9 protein-coding genes are annotated in these 19,618 nt (G+C 43.7%); all 9 read right to left on the bottom strand.

Annotated features, from left to right (window positions below):
* Nucleotides 1-5: 5 nt before the first annotated feature.
* The 9 genes from G7B20_RS03555 to G7B20_RS03595 all read right to left on the bottom strand — a co-directional run bounded on the left by G7B20_RS03555 (nt 6) and on the right by G7B20_RS03595 (nt 19,578).
* On the bottom strand, nt 6-3,062 hold the full coding sequence (locus G7B20_RS03555) for a SusC/RagA family TonB-linked outer membrane protein (RefSeq protein WP_164108658.1): 3,057 nt from the start codon (nt 3,060-3,062) through the stop codon (nt 6-8).
* A 274-nt stretch (nt 3,063-3,336) separates the two neighbouring features.
* Nucleotides 3,337-5,010 carry a calcineurin-like phosphoesterase C-terminal domain-containing protein gene (locus G7B20_RS03560; RefSeq protein ID WP_164108659.1) on the bottom strand — a complete coding sequence of 558 codons (1,674 nt, stop codon included), beginning with the start codon at nt 5,008-5,010 and terminating at the stop codon, nt 3,337-3,339.
* A 266-nt stretch (nt 5,011-5,276) separates the two neighbouring features.
* On the bottom strand, nt 5,277-6,158 hold the full coding sequence (locus tag G7B20_RS03565) for a PorP/SprF family type IX secretion system membrane protein (RefSeq protein WP_164108660.1): 882 nt from the start codon (nt 6,156-6,158) through the stop codon (nt 5,277-5,279).
* Between the two features lie 83 nt (nt 6,159-6,241).
* The gene (locus G7B20_RS03570) at nt 6,242-15,004 is read right to left on the bottom strand and encodes an MBG domain-containing protein (RefSeq protein WP_164108661.1); all 8,763 of its coding nucleotides are present in this window, start codon (nt 15,002-15,004) and stop codon (nt 6,242-6,244) included.
* Between the two features lie 14 nt (nt 15,005-15,018).
* Nucleotides 15,019-16,164 (bottom strand): ABC transporter substrate-binding protein, encoded by a 1,146-nt coding sequence (locus G7B20_RS03575; RefSeq protein WP_164108662.1) that lies wholly within the window; start codon nt 16,162-16,164, stop codon nt 15,019-15,021.
* A gap of 141 nt (nt 16,165-16,305) precedes the next feature.
* Nucleotides 16,306-16,866: a phage tail protein gene (locus tag G7B20_RS03580; RefSeq protein ID WP_164108663.1), complete on the bottom strand. Its 561-nt coding sequence runs from the start codon at nt 16,864-16,866 to the stop codon at nt 16,306-16,308.
* Nucleotides 16,867-16,878: 12 nt separating this feature from the next.
* Nucleotides 16,879-17,421: a phage tail protein gene (locus G7B20_RS03585; RefSeq protein ID WP_164108664.1), complete on the bottom strand. Its 543-nt coding sequence runs from the start codon at nt 17,419-17,421 to the stop codon at nt 16,879-16,881.
* 6 nt (nt 17,422-17,427) lie between these two features.
* Nucleotides 17,428-18,072: a phage tail protein gene (locus G7B20_RS03590; RefSeq protein ID WP_164108665.1), complete on the bottom strand. Its 645-nt coding sequence runs from the start codon at nt 18,070-18,072 to the stop codon at nt 17,428-17,430.
* A 618-nt stretch (nt 18,073-18,690) separates the two neighbouring features.
* On the bottom strand, nt 18,691-19,578 hold the full coding sequence (locus G7B20_RS03595; protein ID WP_164108666.1) for a PorP/SprF family type IX secretion system membrane protein: 888 nt from the start codon (nt 19,576-19,578) through the stop codon (nt 18,691-18,693).
* Nucleotides 19,579-19,618 lie beyond the last annotated feature (40 nt).

The following is a 19,618-nucleotide window of genomic DNA, read 5'->3' on the forward strand; positions in this document are numbered from 1 at the left end:
AATCATTAAAATTGTACATTAACACCCAACGAGAACGTTCTAGCAACAGGATACGGAGACAATACGTTCGTTGTTGTCGGATTACCTGTTACCGAACTTACACCTATCGCTTCTGGATTAAAGCCTCGTACCTTAGTAAATGTGTATAGATTTCTTCCGTTAATAAATGCACGGATAGAATTAATATTCAACCGCTCCAACTTTGCACCTGAGAATGTATATCCCAAGGACACATCTTTAATCCGCCAGTATGATGCATTCATATAGTAGCTGTGGTTGTTTACCGGCGTATAGCCTGGTGAAGGTGCTACGTTGCTAGGGTGCTCTGGTGTCCAGTACTCCATATCCGATAAATAATTGGCTCCATTATTAGGTAAGAAGCGTTCGATGTTTCTAAAATTATCTTCTTTCGTCACGTCAAATGCACCGTTCATAAAAATAGATAAAGAGAAGTTCTTATACGTAAAATCATTACCTATACCAAGGGTGTATGCGGGTAGCTTTTTACCCATCACGGTACGATCCGCAGCGGAGATCTTATTATCCCCATTTATGTCAGCCAGCTTAGCGTCTCCCGGCTTGGCATTAGGTTGATGCGAATTTTTGATATCATCCCCTTCTTGCCATATGCCTATGACTTTGTAATCATAAAACACCCGAATAGGTTGTCCAATTAACCAGGCGTTCGTCAAATCATCTTTTCCATCCCCACGCAATTCGACAATTTTATTTTTGTTCCAGGCGAAAGTGACACTACTCGACCACGAGAAATTGTCTTTCACCATATTTCGGGTATTCAATCCCGTCTCAATACCAATATTTTCGGTGATACCAATATTGCTCATTATGGTATTATATCCATTCATAACAGGTACCTGACGGCTCATCAACAGGTCTTCTGTACGGGAGGTATAGAAATCCACATTTCCACTGATTCTATCATTCCACAGTCCAAAATCTATACCTGCATTCAACGCTTTGGTTGTTTCCCACTTCAGGCTCGAACTGCCCCTACCGTTGTAATTCATTACCAAACCATTGGATACCGGTGCTCCATCACCAAAGATGTACTCGATTTTCGATAGCCTGTTATAAGTTTGGTAAGGGCTCACCGCCTGATTTCCGTTTTTACCATAGGACACGCGTAACTTCAGGTTATTGATCGATTCGCTTTGAAAGAAATCTTCTTTGGACAATGCCCAAGCAAACGCTACCGACGGGAAGAAGGCGTAACGATCATTTCGGCTAAATGCGGAATAACCATCTGTACGTCCTGTAAGCGTCAAGAAATAACGTTCTTTCAACCCATAGTTGATACGCCCCATATAGGAAACCAATGCGGTATTGGTAATACCTGAAGAAATTTTCTGGTTCTTAGCTGCAGATCCTAGATTGTTGTAGCCTACATCGGAAACAAAGTCCTCTCCATACAGTTTAGACCATTTTTCCTGCGACTCGGAGGCACTATATAACCCGACAATATTGATTTTATGATCACCAAATGTACGGTCATAGGTCAAAATATTCTCCCAGGTCCAGTCGTACCTATTTTTATTATTGATCTCTCCCTTACCTCGTATTCCTTGACCATCGAATGTATTTGATCCATAATAATAATTGTCTTCCAGGTTTTCATAATTGGTTCCGAACAATGTTTTGAAACTCAAACCTTCGATAGGTAGTTTCACATCCAGAAATGTATTGGCATATACTGTACGCTTTAAATAATCTTTAGTACCCTCCTGGTTCGCAAAAGGATGGTAAAATAACGTTTGCGCATACATCGGATACATCACCATCTTTCCATTATCATCATAGTTTTTGCCGTAAGGGCTCATCTTGATCGCATTGTCTATCCCAGGCTGTACACCACTACGATTACCTTGGCTTCCCTGCATCATAAGCCCCAATTTTAACCAATCTGTTAATTGTTGGTTGAGGTTTAGATTAAGATTCACCCTTTCGAATGGTGAGTTCTTAACGACTCCATCTTGATTCAAGTAGGAAATAGCTGCATAATAATCCGATCTCTCTCCGGCACCGGAAAAGCTAAGCTGATGTTCGGTGATTGGAGCATTTCTTTGGAAAATCTCGTTTTGCCAATCTACCTCTATTCCTTTTTGCCATTGTTCCAACACATTGGCAAACAAGTATTTTTCAGGATTTAAATCATCTCCGGTCTTACCTTTTGCACGTTGGTAATCCTTCAAATATTCAATATATTCAGCGCCATTCATCAGGTTAAGACGTCTCTCGACGTTCTGTATTCCTACATAACCGTTATAATTAATCCTTGGTTTCCCGGCCATTCCCTTCTTCGATGTAATCAGGATCACCCCATTGGCTGCACGAGAACCGTAGATTGCTGTAGAAGAAGCATCTTTCAATACGGAGATACTCTCGATCGAATTGGAAGCAATATCTCCCAAGGAGCCACTAAAAGGAATTCCATCCAAAATAATCAAAGGGTCGTTTGAGGCTGAAATAGAATTTTCACCACGCACAGACAATGTTGCTGTTGTTCCGGGAGCAGCGTTGCCGGTATTGATATTAAGTCCCGCAACTCTTCCTTGTAATTTATCCACGATGTTAGGAGCACCTATACCTTCCAACGATTTCGTTGATATGGTCGAAATACTCCCCGTAAGGTCCGATTTCTTCTGGGCACCATATCCCACAACGACCACTTCTTCAAGGTTTTCTGTATCCGATACCATCTCTACATTCGTTGCGGCAGATGCCTTCACCTCTTGATTTTGATAACCTATCGATTTAAACACTAAAATTGCGTCCATCGAAGATACCTTGATCTCGAATGCGCCCTGTTCATTGGTCGATGTCGATGCTGTATTTCCCTTTTGCACAACGGTAACTCCGGCCAACGGCTTCCCATCCGTATCCCTCACTGTTCCCCTCACAACCGCCTGCATCAACTCCGAGGAAAAAGAAGCATTATGCGCTTGTACAAGGTTAGGTACAGCCAAGAAAAAGGCGGGACTGATCAGGATTAAATTTTGGCATAGATACCGTCTTCCCTGTGTCTTTATAAAACGTCTTATCATAAGATTGTGGTGTATAATGTTGACACAAGTATAAACCATAACCCAGCCCTTTCAAATGACAGAACAGTAGACAATCGATTGCATTAACTACGAAAACGTTTTCTTTCTGAATTAACGATATGACTACAGCATATTTTTGTTACAGAAAAAAAATCCTTTTATCCTATTTTGGCACGTTACTGGATATTATCTCCGTATTCATAATTTAGGTTAATAATTGGTTAGTTAAAAATGCCTGAAGCTCCCCGCTTCAGGCATTTTTTGTGGCACTGTATTACATCATCTTAGTGGTGAATTCTTTTGGTCTCACCATAGATTCTTTATAGACGTTACCAAAGCGATCAGTCACCTTGATATCCAGCGTACTACTCGCCGACGAGGCTGTTGCCTTAAAAAAATGGGCGGACTTTGAAGTCACGAAACCCTTCGACGGGGTCGCATTATCTTGGAGACGCATCGCTGCATAAGACACGATATGCAATGGATCATAGGCTTGTACCCGCGTCACCTTCAGGGGTACACCATTTTCCGTGACGTTTACTTTCCATTGTGGATCATACCCCCAAACATTGATCAATACCTCATTTTTATTATTCAGCAGTTCATAACCGTTGGTATAGTTCTTTAATTTTGTATCGGTACTATTCGGTGCAAACTTCGCTGCAGTGATTTTAACTTTATTCAAGTCATATGCTCTAAATTGATAATCTCTAGCCTTGTCAATTCCTTTATAGTACCAATCGATATTCCGATCCGACATGTTCCAGACCATGTATCCGCCGGGCGAACCGTCCTGCGAAATGTGATTACCGGTATAGCCATTTTTGCCGGTCCACCACCATGTCGCACATACCGCAGCAATATTATGTTCCATTAGATTGGGGGTATTTTCGACTGTATAGTTTACATGCGTATGCCCCGTCAATACCTGCACTCTTTTAAATGGTGCCAATACCTTCAACAATTCAGTAGCATTATCCAGCCGTTGCGTAGCAGACTGGTCCGCTTTAGGGGCATTATTAAGCTGTACGTGCATAGCCAATACAATAGGGGTAGATTTATCCTTCACCGTCTCCAAATCTTTCTTCAACCATTCCATCTGTTCTTCGAGCACAGATGCTTTATAATTACGTTCGCCGATCTTTCCTAGCTTCCCACCTTTATTCAAGTACACGACATTATCCAACACCACATAATGGATCTTTCCGATATTAAAGGAGTAATAGGTGGGTCCTATAAATTTACGATAGGCAGCTCCACTGTCCCAATCCCCTTCTATATATGGATCATTATCGTGATTGCCAATCGTATTAAATACTGTCGTATTCAATTTATTCATCTGTAACACGTATTCTGGTAGGGCGAAAGATCTGGAATACCAATAATTATCCCAAGACAGGTCACCCAGCGTCAGCCCATAAACCTTCTTCCCTTGTGCACGAAGTTCTTGAATACTGCCATTTACATCTTTCACAAATCGGGCATACTGCGACAGATCGTCTGTTCGATCGGCTAGATGAAAGTCTGTCATGACCACGACACTATGGTTGTCATTAGGAACGTGAGTTAATTCAAAGTCTACGACCTCTACCTCTTCTGGGGTTGCTGTCAAATACTTAAAAAACTGTGGAAGATTGCCTACGGTACTCACTTCATAATTGCCCGGAATCGAGATAAAGACATAGCCCTGTTTTTTCCCAGAAGCCAGATAGTAGATACCATTTTCATTCGTAGTAGTCACTTCTACCCCATCCGAGACCACAACGTTGGCCAGCCCTCTTCCTTTGGCATAAACCCTTCCTTTTACTGTAGCTCCTTCTTTGTCGGGGATGGATACCGCAAGCATCTTATCTGTAGACTTAACAACACGCTGCGAACAGCTTATCGCAAAAGATGCGACGAATAGGCTTAATGCCATCCAGAGTACAAAGGGACGAAATGTGTTCATATAGTTACTTTTAAGGTTACTGAACAAATATAAAGCAAATCAAAAGTAAAAATCGAAACAAAACGAAGCTACTTGAAGATAAAACTATTGTACAACAGATTTATTACAAAGAATATACCGTACAGGATAATTTTTTGGCACAGTTATGGTTACTATCTAAGTATTCATAATTTAGGTTAATAATTGGTTAGTTAAAAAGGCCTGAAGCTCCCCGCTTCAGGCCTTTTTCTATAATTACATATCCTGATAACCCAGTACTTTTACCGCTATAACAATCCTATACCACCTATTCTATAGCGAAAGCCAAATTCATGGGTATTATTCGAAATACGTTGATTGAGCGTATTACTCTTAGGACTGAACTGATAACTATACCCTATCCCGAAAGACCCAAAATTCAACTGTAGTAATCCCGAAAGATCTCCCTGATTCTGTACGCCCATACCGAGTCCCAGCTTGGTCCCCATAAATACCAGGGCACTGACATCATATCTCGGTGTCATATTGTCCATATGGCTGACCAAAAACGAGGGGCGTAGGTAAAAACTATTGTCCAGCTTGAATAAAGCTCCCCCGGTCACGTAATACACATTGCGAAATTCATACTCCTGATCCGCACTCCTATTCAACGAAAATCGCGGCATCGAAACACCGAAATAGTATTTATCTTTTTTATAATATGAAGTACTGATACTAAGGACACCTGCCGTTTCGCGAATATCTTCTTTAAAGGTCGGGTCATTTGGATCCAATTGGTTGTAGTCACCTTGGTAAAACAAGACCCCTCCGCCCATAGAGAGACTTATATACTCGTCCCGATCTAGCCGTACAGCCTTCGAGACAAATGCCGTCACTTCATTTTCTTTGACGACTCCCAGTGACGCGTGTTTAATATCACCACCGATGGCCAATCCCAATTTAGATACCATCCCATGTCCCGATGCCCATAGCGAACGGGGAGCACCATCGACTCCCATCCATTGGCTTCTTCCTAATAGGGAGAAATTCCCCTGTTCATCCATTGTGCTCAGCGAAGAGTTAAATGAATTGCGCAGCTGGCCAAACTGATTGTAACTCACGCCGTGCTGTGCCCTACTGCACAGGGGCAGTAGGATCAACAGGCTCATAATTATGTTTAATGTTTTCATGTTATCACGTTATCGAGTTATCATGTCATCGAGTTATCTAGATCGCTGGATAACTTCTTCACTTGATAACTTGTTCACTTAATTTACCTCTTAATCACAAAAAATCCTTTTTCACGTTTCCAGGTATTTCCATCTTTTACATCGATGTAATAGTAATAGGTACCATCACGGTGATCTTTTCCAAAGAACACGCGATCTCTGTTGTCATACCCTTGTATTTCAGCCAATACAACACCATTTTTATCAAAGATGGTCACCTTATTGTCTATGTAATCACGGATACCTTCGATTATAAGGAATTCGTTGATACCATCTCCATTCGGCGATACCGCTTGATGTACGATAATAGGCAACTTAGCCGATGCATCATTTGCTACACGCACCGATACGTTTACTGGAGCTGCTGCTTCGTAATTTTCATTACCAGCCTGTGTCGCTGTGATACGAACCGTACCAAGGCGCAACACATTCAGATCAGTTCCCGAAACCGTGGCGACCATAGGATCGTCGACCATCAGCTGAACCGGAAGATTACTGCTACTCTGCACATCCAGAGAGATTTTACCAGCGTCGCGGGCCAAGACCTCAGGTGCCATGAAGCTAATCGTCTGTTTGGCCTTACGGATCAATAAGGTCGCATTAAAACTTGTACCAAAATAATTTGCTGTTTCTGCTATAATTGCTTTCACATCATAACTTCCCGCATTGATCTTATCGTTATTCTGGTAGACTACGGTCACCCCAGTAGGCAATGTACCGTTTAGCTGGATGGATTTAACAGCACCATCATAGACCACATCCTTGTTCACAAAACTCAATCCCGATAGGGTCGCCTTGGTGATCATCAGATTGGCACCTGTATAACTGATGGTATAGTTATCACCTGCCGCCAGTGTACCTCTTTGGATAGCATAACTACCGACATTCTCACCTTCCACACGTGTAAGACCTCCGATCAGTATTGATTTACTGTCTGACCGTTTGAATCCGGTAGCGATATACGTCAAAGCAGGATCGTTTGTACCATACACCTTCGTTTTCGCATCCGCTGTTACGGTCAATACCGCTTTCGTGATGCTCAATGCTGATTTAACATAGTTGATCGCATAGTTACTCGCAGCAAGATCCACGTTCGTGATATCGTAGTTGCCCACAGCCTCCCCTTGTGCACGTGTCAAGCTACCACTTACTACTGTTGCTGCATCGCCGTTACGGAGATCCGAAGCCTTCACCGTATAGGTCAGTGCAGGATCTGCTCCGCCATAGACCTTCGTCTTCGCATCCGCTGTTACGGTTAATACCGCTTTCGTGATGCTCAACTGGGATTTAACATAGTTTATCGCGTAGTTGTCTGCTGCAAGATCCACATTCGTGATATCGTGGTTGCCCACAGCCTCACCTTGTGCACGTGTCAGTCTACCACTTACTACTGTCGCTGCATCGCCGTTACGAAGATCCGAAGCCTTCACCATATAGGTCAGCGCAGGATCTACTTCGCCATAGACCTTAGTCTTCGCATCCGCTGTTACAGTAAGCATAGCTGGAACTATGGTTAATGACTGCGGAACAGATGCGGCAGGCAAGTATACATTATTTCCACCTTGAGCAGCTGTAATGGTCACCGTTCCAACCTTTTTAGCATTGACTTTCCATTTACCGCCATCATTGTTGTCCTGGTATACTTCAGCGATATTCGAGTCAGACGACACGAACGACACAGGAAGATTCGATGTTGCTGAGGCCGTCAATACTACCCCTTGCTGACCATAAGTTAGGTTGGCCAATGCCGCAAAACTGATCGACTGCTCGCCCATCGTTTTTGCAGATGCTAATGCTTCCCCACTCTGATGACCTCGCTGATCTATAGCGATTAGGAAAAATTCGTAAGAAGCTCCGTTAGGAAGCCCCGAATACGTATAGTATTCTGTTCCTTTTGCTATATCTGTCAAATACGTTTTTACGCCACCATCAGGTTTAACATAGAGTATATACTTCTCAAAGTCAGTTTCCATATTCGCTTCCCAAGCCAGCGATATCTGCGCATCCTGACCTGTAGCTGTAAAATTAGCAGGAACAACTGGCGGATTAGAATCTACATTTACACCTGTAGTATTTCCAACCGAGTTTAGCGTCAACACCGCATTATTGCCTGCAGCGTCTGTGATTGTACCCCCATTCAATGATAAAGCGCCCACTGCAACACCATCATGGTCTTCCAATCCTGCAGCCACTGTATATCGGAATACGAGTGCAGGGCTTCCAGAACCAGACAGGTAATCCGCATATGCCGTCTGTCCTCCGATCGTCAGCGATAGTCGAGGCGTTCCTCCTATCGCATCTACAAGCACAGCCTCCGAGAAGTAAATCGTAAAGTCCAGGTTCTGATTAAGTAAATAATAGCCATTGGTAGGCACAGCTACCATTGCCACTGTAGGTACAACTCCATCTATCACAATAGCACGCTGGCCAGCAATTGAATTAGATCCACCAACAGTTGGCAAAGTCAATATAGCAATGTCATTGTGGATATTTTCAATAGTTGCACCATTCAAAGAAAGTGCCGCAGTCGATGTATAGTCTAGATCTGCAGAGATATCACCAGGCTGTACCGTATAGCTAAACGTTAACGTATTACTTCCGCTACCACTTACATAAGTTGACATCCGGTCGATTGCTCCTGTCTCCAATAAAAGTGTAGGTGTACCTCCAACTGTATTGACCATCACGGTCTGATCGAAAGTCACTGTCAGCGCAATGACATCGTCTATTTTATAGGTACCATTAGCCGTCGAAGCGCTGACCGAAATTACTTTCGGACTAACCGAGTTGACTGTAATAGCTATATAGTCGGTATCCGTTTTAGCGCCGCCCGAGCCCGAATTGCCCAGATCATCTGTTATTATCTGTAAGGAAGCCGGTCCATTATAACCTGGGGTTGGCGTAAATACAAGTCCATTCAACGCCGTATTAATATTTGCAATAGTTCCCTTAAAAGTCAAGGATGCATCATTTGTACCATTACCCACAGAAAACAAAAGTCCACTAGTGCTGCCAAGCGTCATTCGTCCATTCGTTGCGACTAAATTGACCTGAACATCTGAAGATCCAGCATCCACATCCGATATGGAGATCAAATTGCTATTTGCGCTGTTGAATACCAATGTAGCATCCTGATCCACAGATTGCGCACCCGGTACGGAATTGACCGGTGCATCGTTGACAGCCGTAACCAATAATGGAGTAGTTTTGGAATCCGACAAGGCAGTTCCGCCCGTGTGTGCATTATCGGTAATAGATACTGTCAATATCACATTAGAAGTTGCATTACTCACCGTGGTAAATGTAACAGCACCAGCTGCGACAAAGGCATTGATATCAGAAACGCTTCCACTAAGTGTCAAGATTGCTGCCGTTCCGCCTACTGTGATACCCATTCCTGATGTCGCACTGAGCGTACCGGTCGGCACAGACAACGTAACTGTCACAGGATTCGCACCCGCATCTACGTCGCTAAAACTTATACCTGTGAGTGCAGAAGCAACATCTTCTGTTACAGCGATACTCGTAGGTACGCTAACTACAGGGGCATCATTTACCGGATTAACGGTTAAATACAACCATGCTGTGTCACACTTAGAAGGAACTCCATTATCGCACACTTGGTATTGTAAACTATCCCTACCCGCGTAATTCGCGTTAGGTGTATACGTAAAACTACCGTCCGCATTCAGGACTACCGTGCCGTTAACAGGCGCTATGACTAAGGATGCCGTTAAGGCATTACCTTCAGGATCCGAATCGTTCGTTAACACATTGCCCGTTGCTGGTATATCCTCTGTCACCGTAACATAGTCATCTACTGCAACCGGCGCATCGTTGACTGCGATCACGGAGACAGTTTTCGTAGCGGCCACAGATTCCTGACCACTATCGTGTACTTTGAAGCTTATGGTACGGTTTGCTGTTGACGGATTTTGCGACGAGTTACCATATTTAACCGTACGCAAAGCCGCCTGCCATTGCGCCAAAGTCGCCGTGGATCCAGCGGAGCTAAGTGTCAACATTCCGGTACCGGCGTTATAAGCAGCGGTAATGTTACCCATTGTAGTCCCATTATTGGCAAATTCCAACACATCTTGTCCAGATTGGAAATTACCCGTAATCGCTACTGTTGCCGAGGCTAAGGTTGTATTATCCGGATCAGAAACTGTAAGAGCAGCATCTACTACAGCCGCTGTTCCTTCAGTGTATGTTGTATTGCCACCACTAGTAGTAACTATCGGCACATTGTTTACGGCCACTATAGTTACAGTAGATGCTATCGATAGTGTTGTTAAGTCGACACCGCCATTAGCTATACCACCATTATCCTGTATAGAAGATAACGTTATAATACGATTTGCTGTATTTGGATTAGTACTTGTATTACGATAAGTTATTCCGTTAACTATGCCCTGCATAATAGCAGGAGAGATACCCCCAACTTTACTCAGCTGCACAATCACCGATGATCCGCTTACAGAAAGATCTAGTGTAAGCCCGTTTGTTCCTGTGGTCTTTGTGCCAATTACTAGCGGAACATCAAAACCATCTATTTTCAATATCTCCTGATTACCATCCGACACATTAGCTACAGTAAGCGTTAGTTTACTTATTGCCTGCCCAACTTCAATTGTACTTATAGTAGTTCCACTGAATAACGAAACAGCAGAAGCTCCCTCGGTGAAAGTTTGGTTTAAGTCTGTTGCAGTAAGAGTAGGTGCATCGTTGACGGCGGTAATCTGTACACTAACGTTAGCCGGAGTACTTGTACCACCATCGCCATCATTAACCGTTACAGTTACGGTACGCACTGACGTGGATGGGTCCGCCGTATTGGTATTCTTATACTCCAAATTGCGGATCAATGACTGCACACTAGCTACACTGGAGTTACCATTAAAACTGAAAACCAAATCGTTAACACCTGTCCCACCAGTCCAGGCACCTATCGTAGTACCTCCGTAGGTCACATTGCTACCCGATACCCCTATCTGTCCCGCACCTGTTCCTTCATTGCGAATAGAAAGTACATCTTCTGCACTTACACGATTAGCTGTAATAGCAACCCTCACATTACCTCCATTAAAATCAGGAGAGTCCGAATCCGTTACGGTTGCGTTGGAACCTGCATCGATAGATGCAGCAGCGCCCCCCTCTGTGTAACTAACTGCGTCACCATTCAGGTTGCTGATAACAGGAGCTTCATTTATAGGAGCCGTCAACGTAAAGTCATTGCCTGTACCTCCTATATAGCTAGCTGTTAATATAGTACTGTTGCCTGCTGCAGTAATTGTCCCACCCTCAGGTAGACCTGTAAACGTACCAGTAATTACGTCGGCCGCATCGTTGACAATTATAGAATAATTATCCCCCTGTCCCGGCATGTATCCATGCGTCACAGACAAAGTTCCTTGAATGGATACAGTTCCATTCACCACGATTTGATCATATTCTGTACCAGCAGTGACGCCGTTGATCTGGATAGCGAGGGTACCACCAGCATTCAGCTGTAAATTTTCGTTTACAGTCAGCGTACCAATATCATTTCCACTTGCTCCCGGAGACAAAATAGCTCCATTATGTAACGTGATGCTTTTAACATTACCAGTTCCTGCAAGGGTAGCACCAGAGGCTACAGACAGCCCCGAAATAGAGCTTCCCCTAACAGATAATGTGCCTGCCGTTACTTGTGTAGGCCCTGTGTACGACCCTACCCCTATTAATGTAATCAGACCAGCGCCGGCTTTATTAATTCCACCATTGCCATAAATAGAAGAACTTATTGTTGCAGCGCTACCTGCACTGTTGGAGAAAGTCAAAATATTACCGCTTGACACTGTAATCGGACCACCTGTCAAAACAAGACCGGAAGCATTCGATATATCTAGGGTTAAATTCTCACTGATGGCAGTATTTAATATGTTAACGGTTTGGTTGGCAAATGTGTTGGCAAAGATTAGCGTCTGTGTACCCGTGGCATCTGCCAAGGCAATAGCAATGGCTTCATTAAAGCTAATTCCATCGGCTACATTAATGGTATTCGTATCTATTGTGTTAGTGATATAAATATTATCCGTATTAACCAATACATTAGCTGATGAACTTGCCATACCGTCACTAAAGGTAAAGCCAATAGTGGCATCCCCCGCAGGCGTATCGTTTCGATACATGATACGCTGTAACACTTCATTGACCAATGCCTTTGTCGCAACTGTCCCCGAACTAGTAAAGGATATTGTCAATACACCGCCCGTATTTGTAAAAGTAGCAAACGTAGATCCTCTACTTTGTAAAGTATTGCCACTCACATTAAATGATGAATTCAGCGTATTGAATCCAAAAACATCAGCCGATGTAATATTCCCTCCGCGTTGTAATGTTAAAGAAGCACCGCTGTAGTTACCCAACCCTCCATTCAATGCATCCATCTCGGCATCACTCACACCTGCATTACCACTTGCATCTAGCGTAACGGTATTTCCAACGCCCGCCCAAGCAACTGCATCGCTATTCAGATTAGAAATTACGGGCGCCTGATTAGGAGGCTGGGTGACGATAATTCCCGCTGAGGTTTGCAAACAACCCTTGTAGTCCGTTACCGTTACACGGTAGATGCCGGGGGTAAGATTAGTCGCAGGATTTGAACTTTGATTTATCGCTGTCCAACCAGCGCCAACCTGACGCTGCCATACATAGCTATAGTTAGGTGTACCGCCCGATGCCGTCACCTGGATAGTGCCATCGCTTCCGCCATAAGCTGTTACATCGGTCTTATTGTACAATGTGACGGATAATGCCGAAGCAGGTTGCGTAATGGTGAAGTTTGAAATTATCTGACAGTAATTAACGTCTGTTACGTTAACAGTGTAGGTGCCAGCCGTAAGACCGGAAGCTGTTTGCGTATCAGCTATCTGGGTACTTGTTCCCTGACGTACCCAACTATAGGTGTAAGGTTGCGTTCCTCCGGTTACGGCTGCTGTGACCTGGCCGTTCGTACCAGCATGACAGGAGACGTGCACCTCATCGACAAACGAAACGGATAAGATCGCTGCCGGCTGAGTGATGATGAACTGCTGCGTAGTTTGGCAGTTTTTAGCGTCTGTTACGGTAACGGTATAAGTGCCGGCCGCCAAACCTGTTGCTTCAGCCGTTGTAATCCATGGGGCATAATCCCAACTGTAGGTGTACGGCAATGTTCCCCCAGTTACGACAACCCTGGCCGTGCCGTTTGCGCCGCCATAGCAGGAAACATTGGTTTTGCCGTGAGATGAGACTTCCAAAGGTGCAGCCGGTTGCTCAACGATGATTGTGCGCGTAATCGAACAACCCATTGCATCTGTAATGGTTCCGGTGTAGCTACCGGCAGAAAGACCGGAAACTATCGCATCGGTAGAGATCACTGTGGTCGTTCCTTGACGCACCCAGCTATAGGTATAAGGCTGTACGCCGTGAGTAAGAACATGTAAACCCACCTTGCCATCATTGCCACCAAAACAAGATACATTATCTGCAAGTTGTTGTACGCTAAGCTGATTCACCGAAAGTGTCGCCTCGGTAGAGGTGTCCGAAATAGCTATGTTGCTGGATACGACAACTCGGTATTTATAATTATTCAAAAGCGTTACATTGCTAATGTTTAGCGTAGGCGCGGTAGCGCCACTATATAGCGTACTATTTGCAATGTTGGTAAATCCGCTACCGGCATTGACCTGCCATTGGTAGCTCAGGGCTGTGCCCGTGGCTGCAACAGTGAAAGAGGTTGGACTGTTTGTGCATACCATATCGCTGTCAGGCTGATCGCTTATAGCCGGAATGGTCAGGTGTATAGCAGGCGTATAGGTGGTCGCTGCACCGGTAAGGCGCATACGAAACCAGGTATCTTGCGTGAGCGGCTTGTTGACCAGTGTAAGGTTTGCAGTCTTAGCGCCAGTGAAATTTGCTCCGTCTATAACATCGTTAAATGTTGTTCCATCGGTACTGCTTTGCCATTGGATATAACAGGCATCGGAAACGGTGCTTGATAATGTTGTATTATTAAGGGCTATGGCTGTATAGGTTGGTGCGCTTGCACTCCATGTAATAGGCGAAGCAGAAAGCTGAACGAGATTAGCGCTCAGACTGTTGGATATATTAAATGTTCCGGCAAACAGCTGACTGCGCAAGGCTGTTCTGCTGCCGGTCAATGTTATCGGGTTTAGCTTGGCCTGATAGGCATCTTCTCCCAGATTGGATATGATAACGGTTTGCCGTGGCGCTATGTTCGGATTCAAGGACTTTGAAGAAGATAATATGGGATAATATTCCAATTGCGCCATTTCTGTATCCCATCCTGCTTTATTGATAAGCATTGCAGCATGTATCTTAAATGGGCTATTAACGTACGCAAAGAGCTGATCGCCGGCAAGTCCTAAATCGAAATTTCCCTGATAGCCGCTGATACCTCCCTTTGAGGCAATGGTATTGGCACCGTCCAGCGTAATGACAATCGTCGTGCTGGGACTTATCCCTTGTGTAGAAGTCCATACCAACTCTCCATCGGAGCGTGCGTCGGTGAAAGACTGAAATGGTTCTCCCGTATATCCTCTATCCGTAAATCGGATCGCTGTGTTAGCAGGCAGTGAGTCTAGCACTACAAAGGAGAATTTGTCTTTTTGCCCTTGGGGATTTGCAGCATCAGCGATCTGATATCCCGTAAAAGCGATCAGTCCATTCGTATCATTACACTGTGCATACAGCAAACCTTTGCCCGCCAGCAATTGAATAATGATCTGTGCAACGCAAAAAAGGTAGAATATTTTTTTCATAATCTAATTGTTCTTTAGGAACATAAATAGGTATTAAACCAACCATTTTGGTTGGGTTGAGGATGTTGTGCTTTAAGATCCTGCCATACAGAAAGCATTTTCAACGCCGCTATGGTTTGATACTGTTTATTTTTGTCTGTTACCGATAACCGGTATGCTGGCGCTATCAGTGTCTGAAAGTCTTTGTCTACGATAGCCTCCCCCCTAGTCAACCTAATCGGTCCTACAAGATCTGCCATTGAAACGATTAGACTAAAAGATGAATTCCTTTGCTTATCTTGCAAGGCTTTGGCAATCAACAGGCCTGCGTCCCATCCCAACGCTGCAAAACAGCTCGCTACACGATTTAATTTTTGTTCAAATACACGTAAAAAAAGGGTATTTTCTGCATTGTCCAGTGCCCTATCCCAGGCTATAAAACCAGAAGTCTGATTATTATGGATTAGTATATCTCGATGATTAACCAGAGACTCCATCAAAAAGGTAGAACTGCCCCAAAGTCCATGTTCCTGCGAAAAGAACTGTTGCGACCATTGTTGCCAAAACACCGTAGTAAGCGGATGCGAATAACTGGCGAAGACCGTAAGGTTATTTTTGGATTCGGTAAGGTATGTCGTCAGCGGTTCCAACGAAAATGCTTCCCCTTTACTATGCGGTATAAAATTGTAAATGATCTCACCTCCTTCTTGCATAAAAGCGTCGACTACAAGTTGACAGGGGGCATACCCCCCTTCATAATAATTGCTAGCCAATACGAGTTGCTTACTCCCTTCTTCATATATTGTTTTGCCCGTTACATAAGCCAATAGGCTTTCTTGCAAACCAAGATGGAATACTAAGGGATGTGGATGCCAATCTAAGGGTAATTTTGCACCCATGTTGACAACGAGCAATTCTTTATTTACAGCTTCCAACAACGGAAAAAGCTTACTTATCTTTGGATAATCCGCAAAAGCAACCAGAAGATCTGCCCCTTTATTGAGTAGCAGATCTTCGGCTTTAGCCAGCATATCGACGTCATCGACACCAAATCCGATAGATGCACTCATCCACTCGACGACTATATCATGCTGTGCTAGAGTATACTGCAACGATAAATAAAAATCATAGCCCAACTGCGGATGAGTTGTCGAACTAGGTATCAGTACAGCTATTTTCATTGGAATAAGTTATTTTTTTAAAGATGAGGTTATCGTTCCCATCTGAGTTATTCATTAATTATTTAGAATATTTGCATTACTTTCAGCCGTATATCCGGGAGTCTACAGCGTCCCTTCGTGATCCTATCTTATAGGGATCTATTAAGTGGGAGATGGATAAATTCCGTATAGCGAAATAATAAAATTGACACAGAGATAGGGTTGAAAATTGGTATGTGGCTGGTTCCCGCCCGTCGTTCCTGTCTGTGTGTTAGCCACTACGGTGGCCGATTTTGCGGTTGTATTGGAAGATTTTACTTTCCCGAATTGCTTTAATCCAGGGACTATGGCCGGATAACTTACCGTCGGGTCTGCCGAAGAACCGGTCTGTGAACCCTGCGCGTATCCGGATATTTTTGCCTGTACAGTTTCAGGACCTGCACCAAAATGATTATGTGCCGGGATTTGACTTACGGTCAATGTTACTTCTTCAGCTCCCCCTGTCTCGGCGAGTATAAAACCATTGCCTTGATGGATAGGGATACGTCCTCGAAGATCGGGTAAGGCAAAGGTTGACTCTCCATCACCACCATACGTAGTGCCAATTAAGTTAAATAATGTTTCATTCTCCGCGATAGGTAATAGCTGTCCTTCGCAGAACATCCATCCTGCCGGGGCAAAATTCCCAGCAAATACTCTTATTTCACCAACATAAGATGCCATAGTCTAATAATTTTAACCTCTTGGGGGGAATACTCCCTGCAGAGCAATACAGAAATAAAGTGTTAAATAAGGTTGTAAGTTATTATGGGGCTGGTCTCCGCCTACCGGTAGATCCACAATAGTCATCTGCCGGGGGGTGCCCTGTGTAGCGGTACTGCTATATAAATTTACATTTGGTACTTCTGCGAAATATGTCTGTACAGGACTTGCCGTATCGGCCCCCGCTGCTACCGGATAGCTCACATTCTTAATGGGATGGCTGTGGGCAGGAATCTCACTAGATAGTAGTGTGACGGTATCTGCTCCACCACTTTCTCCCAAATCATGTAAGGACAGTCCAGAGCCTTGTCCAGGATGCATTGGGACACGCCCCTGCATATCGGGTAAGGCAAAGTTAGATTTACCGTCGCCTCCATAAGTCGTACCCAATAGCGAAAACAAAGCTGTATTTTGAGATAAAGGTAATAGCTGTCCATCACACCAAGCCCAACCCTTCGGGGCAAAGTTAAATGGGAATATACATATTTCTGCTACAAATGGATCTGTTGCTGCCATAGTCTTTTAATTTGGTGAAGGGAAAACTCCCTGTAAAGCGATACAAAAATTCAATGTAAGAAAAGGTTGCATGTTCAGATGAGCCTGACTGCCGCCGATCATCGTGTTATTGTCCGAAGCAGGAATGGTCATTTCCATCATTTCGTCACTCGACGTCGAAAAACGATTGGCATAACTGTTGTTTTTGCCCGGTAATGCTCCAATTGGATTTGACTGGTCTGCATTTCCACCAATCAGTGGTGTGATCGAAATGGGGCCCGAGTGCACATGCGTTGGTAATTGGCCGATATTCAGGGTATGTGCTTGTTGCCCGCCTATTTCGCCCAATAGATGAGAATTGCCCACATGCATGGGCACTCGTCCACGAAGATCCGGCAAGGCAAAATTAACACGGCCATCTCCACCAAAAGTTGTACCCAATAAAGAAAAAAGGGCCTGATTCTGGTTGATAGGCAAAAGTTGTCCATTGCATTGTGCCCAGCCTCTCGGCGCAAATCCAAACGAAAAAATAGCGATTTCGGAAAGAAAAGGAGTATCTCCTGCTAAAAATCCGCTGTCTGCTCCGCTAAACACTTTGCTCGAATTGAATAAGAGCCCGCCCAAAAGCAAGCCGCTATGCTTTAAAAAATCACGTCTGTTATTATTATTCATCGTAAGATTATATTTTTTCGAACGTCTTACCCAATTCCAAAAGCACCGCTGCTAACAGATATTTAGTAATATTCAAATTCTTTTTCACGGGATGTTATTTAATAATTGTGTGGCTAAAATTAAATTAAAAACCAAAATAAAACAGTATCCGAGGGGGGGACAATTGGGGGACAATTTCAAGACACACACTTTAAATCACTAAATGCTAAGCATATAAATAAATTCTAAAGTAGCTTACGTTGTCCAATCCGACTCCTCCAAACAGACTCCTGAGATAGCAATAATTAATACGTTAGATAAATGATGATAACCAATACGTAGTTTTCATAGTCAAGTTATTCTTTTCAATAAGTAGTTTGGTCTAGCATATACGTCTGGCGCTACCGATGACGAATTCTTAAGACAGAATAAAAGTATTTCATTTCTATGATGTTTTCTCATACAAAATTTATTTATTGACATATGTCAATAAATAAATCCATGTATTGATCAAAAAAGTGACATAAATCACTTTTTTGACCGCTATATGAATAATATGAAGTTACACGGATAAGTTAAAAGCAAAAAAAACAGGCCCCAATATCATATTGAGGCCTGAAATCTAAAAATTTAAAAAAACTACAGTATCGTGATACCGCCTATTTTATAGCGTAAACCAAATTCATGGGTATTGTTAGATATCCGCTGGTTCAGTGTATGTCCATTCACACTAAACTGATAGCTATAACCTACACCAAAACTACCAAAGTTGAGCTGCATTAACCCGGAGAGATCCCCTTGGTTTTGCACGCCCATTCCCAATCCAAATTTACGTCCCATAAATACCAAGGCACTTACATCATAACGCGGAGTCAGATTATCCATGTGGCTTACCAAAAATGAGGGACGTAAGTAAAACGTATCATCTAAGCGGAATAACGCGCCTGCAGAGATATAATATACGTTACGAAATTCATACTCCTGACGGTTGTCTCTAGCCAAGGTAAAACGAGGCATCGACAGACCTACATAATACCTGTCTTTCTTATAGTACGAAGTACTAATACTCAATATCCCTGTAGACTCCCGGACATCTTCCCTAAAAGCCTGGTCGGTTCCATCCAATTGACTGTAATCACCTTGGTAAAACAGAAACCCACCGCCCATGGACAAGCTCAAGTATTCGTCTTCGTCCAACCGCACGGCTTTAGCAGCAAATACGGACAATTCGTTTTCCTTTACAACTCCCAGTCCGGCGTGTTTGACATCTGCGCCGATAGCAAGACCGAGAGATTTGACCTGTCCGTGCCCCGTAGCCCATAATGACTTTGGCGCTCCATCTACGCCCACCCATTGCGTACGTCCTAGCATCGAAAAACTACCTTGACTGTCCATCGTGCTCAACGAAGAGTTGAACGAATTCCTAAGCTGACCAAATTGATTATAGCTTACTCCATGCTGTGCCCTACTGCACAGAGGCAGTAGGATCAACAGGCTTATGATTATGTTTATGTTTATTGTTTTCATGTTCTCATGTTATCGAGTTATCGAGATCGCTTCATAACTT

Origin of the sequence: Sphingobacterium sp. xlx-96 (assembly GCF_011007365.1) — a bacterium.
Lineage (GTDB): Bacteria > Bacteroidota > Bacteroidia > Sphingobacteriales > Sphingobacteriaceae > Sphingobacterium > Sphingobacterium luzhongxinii.

Coding starts and splice junctions, on each gene's coding strand:
- G7B20_RS03560 (WP_164108659.1), bottom strand. CDS start 5,010: ATGAACACATTTCGTCCCTTTGTACTCTGGATGGCATTAAGCCTATTC.
- G7B20_RS03570 (WP_164108661.1), bottom strand. CDS start 15,004: ATGAAAAAAATATTCTACCTTTTTTGCGTTGCACAGATCATTATTCAA.
- G7B20_RS03555 (WP_164108658.1), bottom strand. CDS start 3,062: ATGATAAGACGTTTTATAAAGACACAGGGAAGACGGTATCTATGCCAA.
- G7B20_RS03575 (WP_164108662.1), bottom strand. CDS start 16,164: ATGAAAATAGCTGTACTGATACCTAGTTCGACAACTCATCCGCAGTTG.
- G7B20_RS03565 (WP_164108660.1), bottom strand. CDS start 6,158: ATGAAAACATTAAACATAATTATGAGCCTGTTGATCCTACTGCCCCTG.
- G7B20_RS03590 (WP_164108665.1), bottom strand. CDS start 18,072: ATGAATAATAATAACAGACGTGATTTTTTAAAGCATAGCGGCTTGCTT.
- G7B20_RS03580 (WP_164108663.1), bottom strand. CDS start 16,866: ATGGCATCTTATGTTGGTGAAATAAGAGTATTTGCTGGGAATTTTGCC.
- G7B20_RS03585 (WP_164108664.1), bottom strand. CDS start 17,421: ATGGCAGCAACAGATCCATTTGTAGCAGAAATATGTATATTCCCATTT.
- G7B20_RS03595 (WP_164108666.1), bottom strand. CDS start 19,578: ATGAAAACAATAAACATAAACATAATCATAAGCCTGTTGATCCTACTG.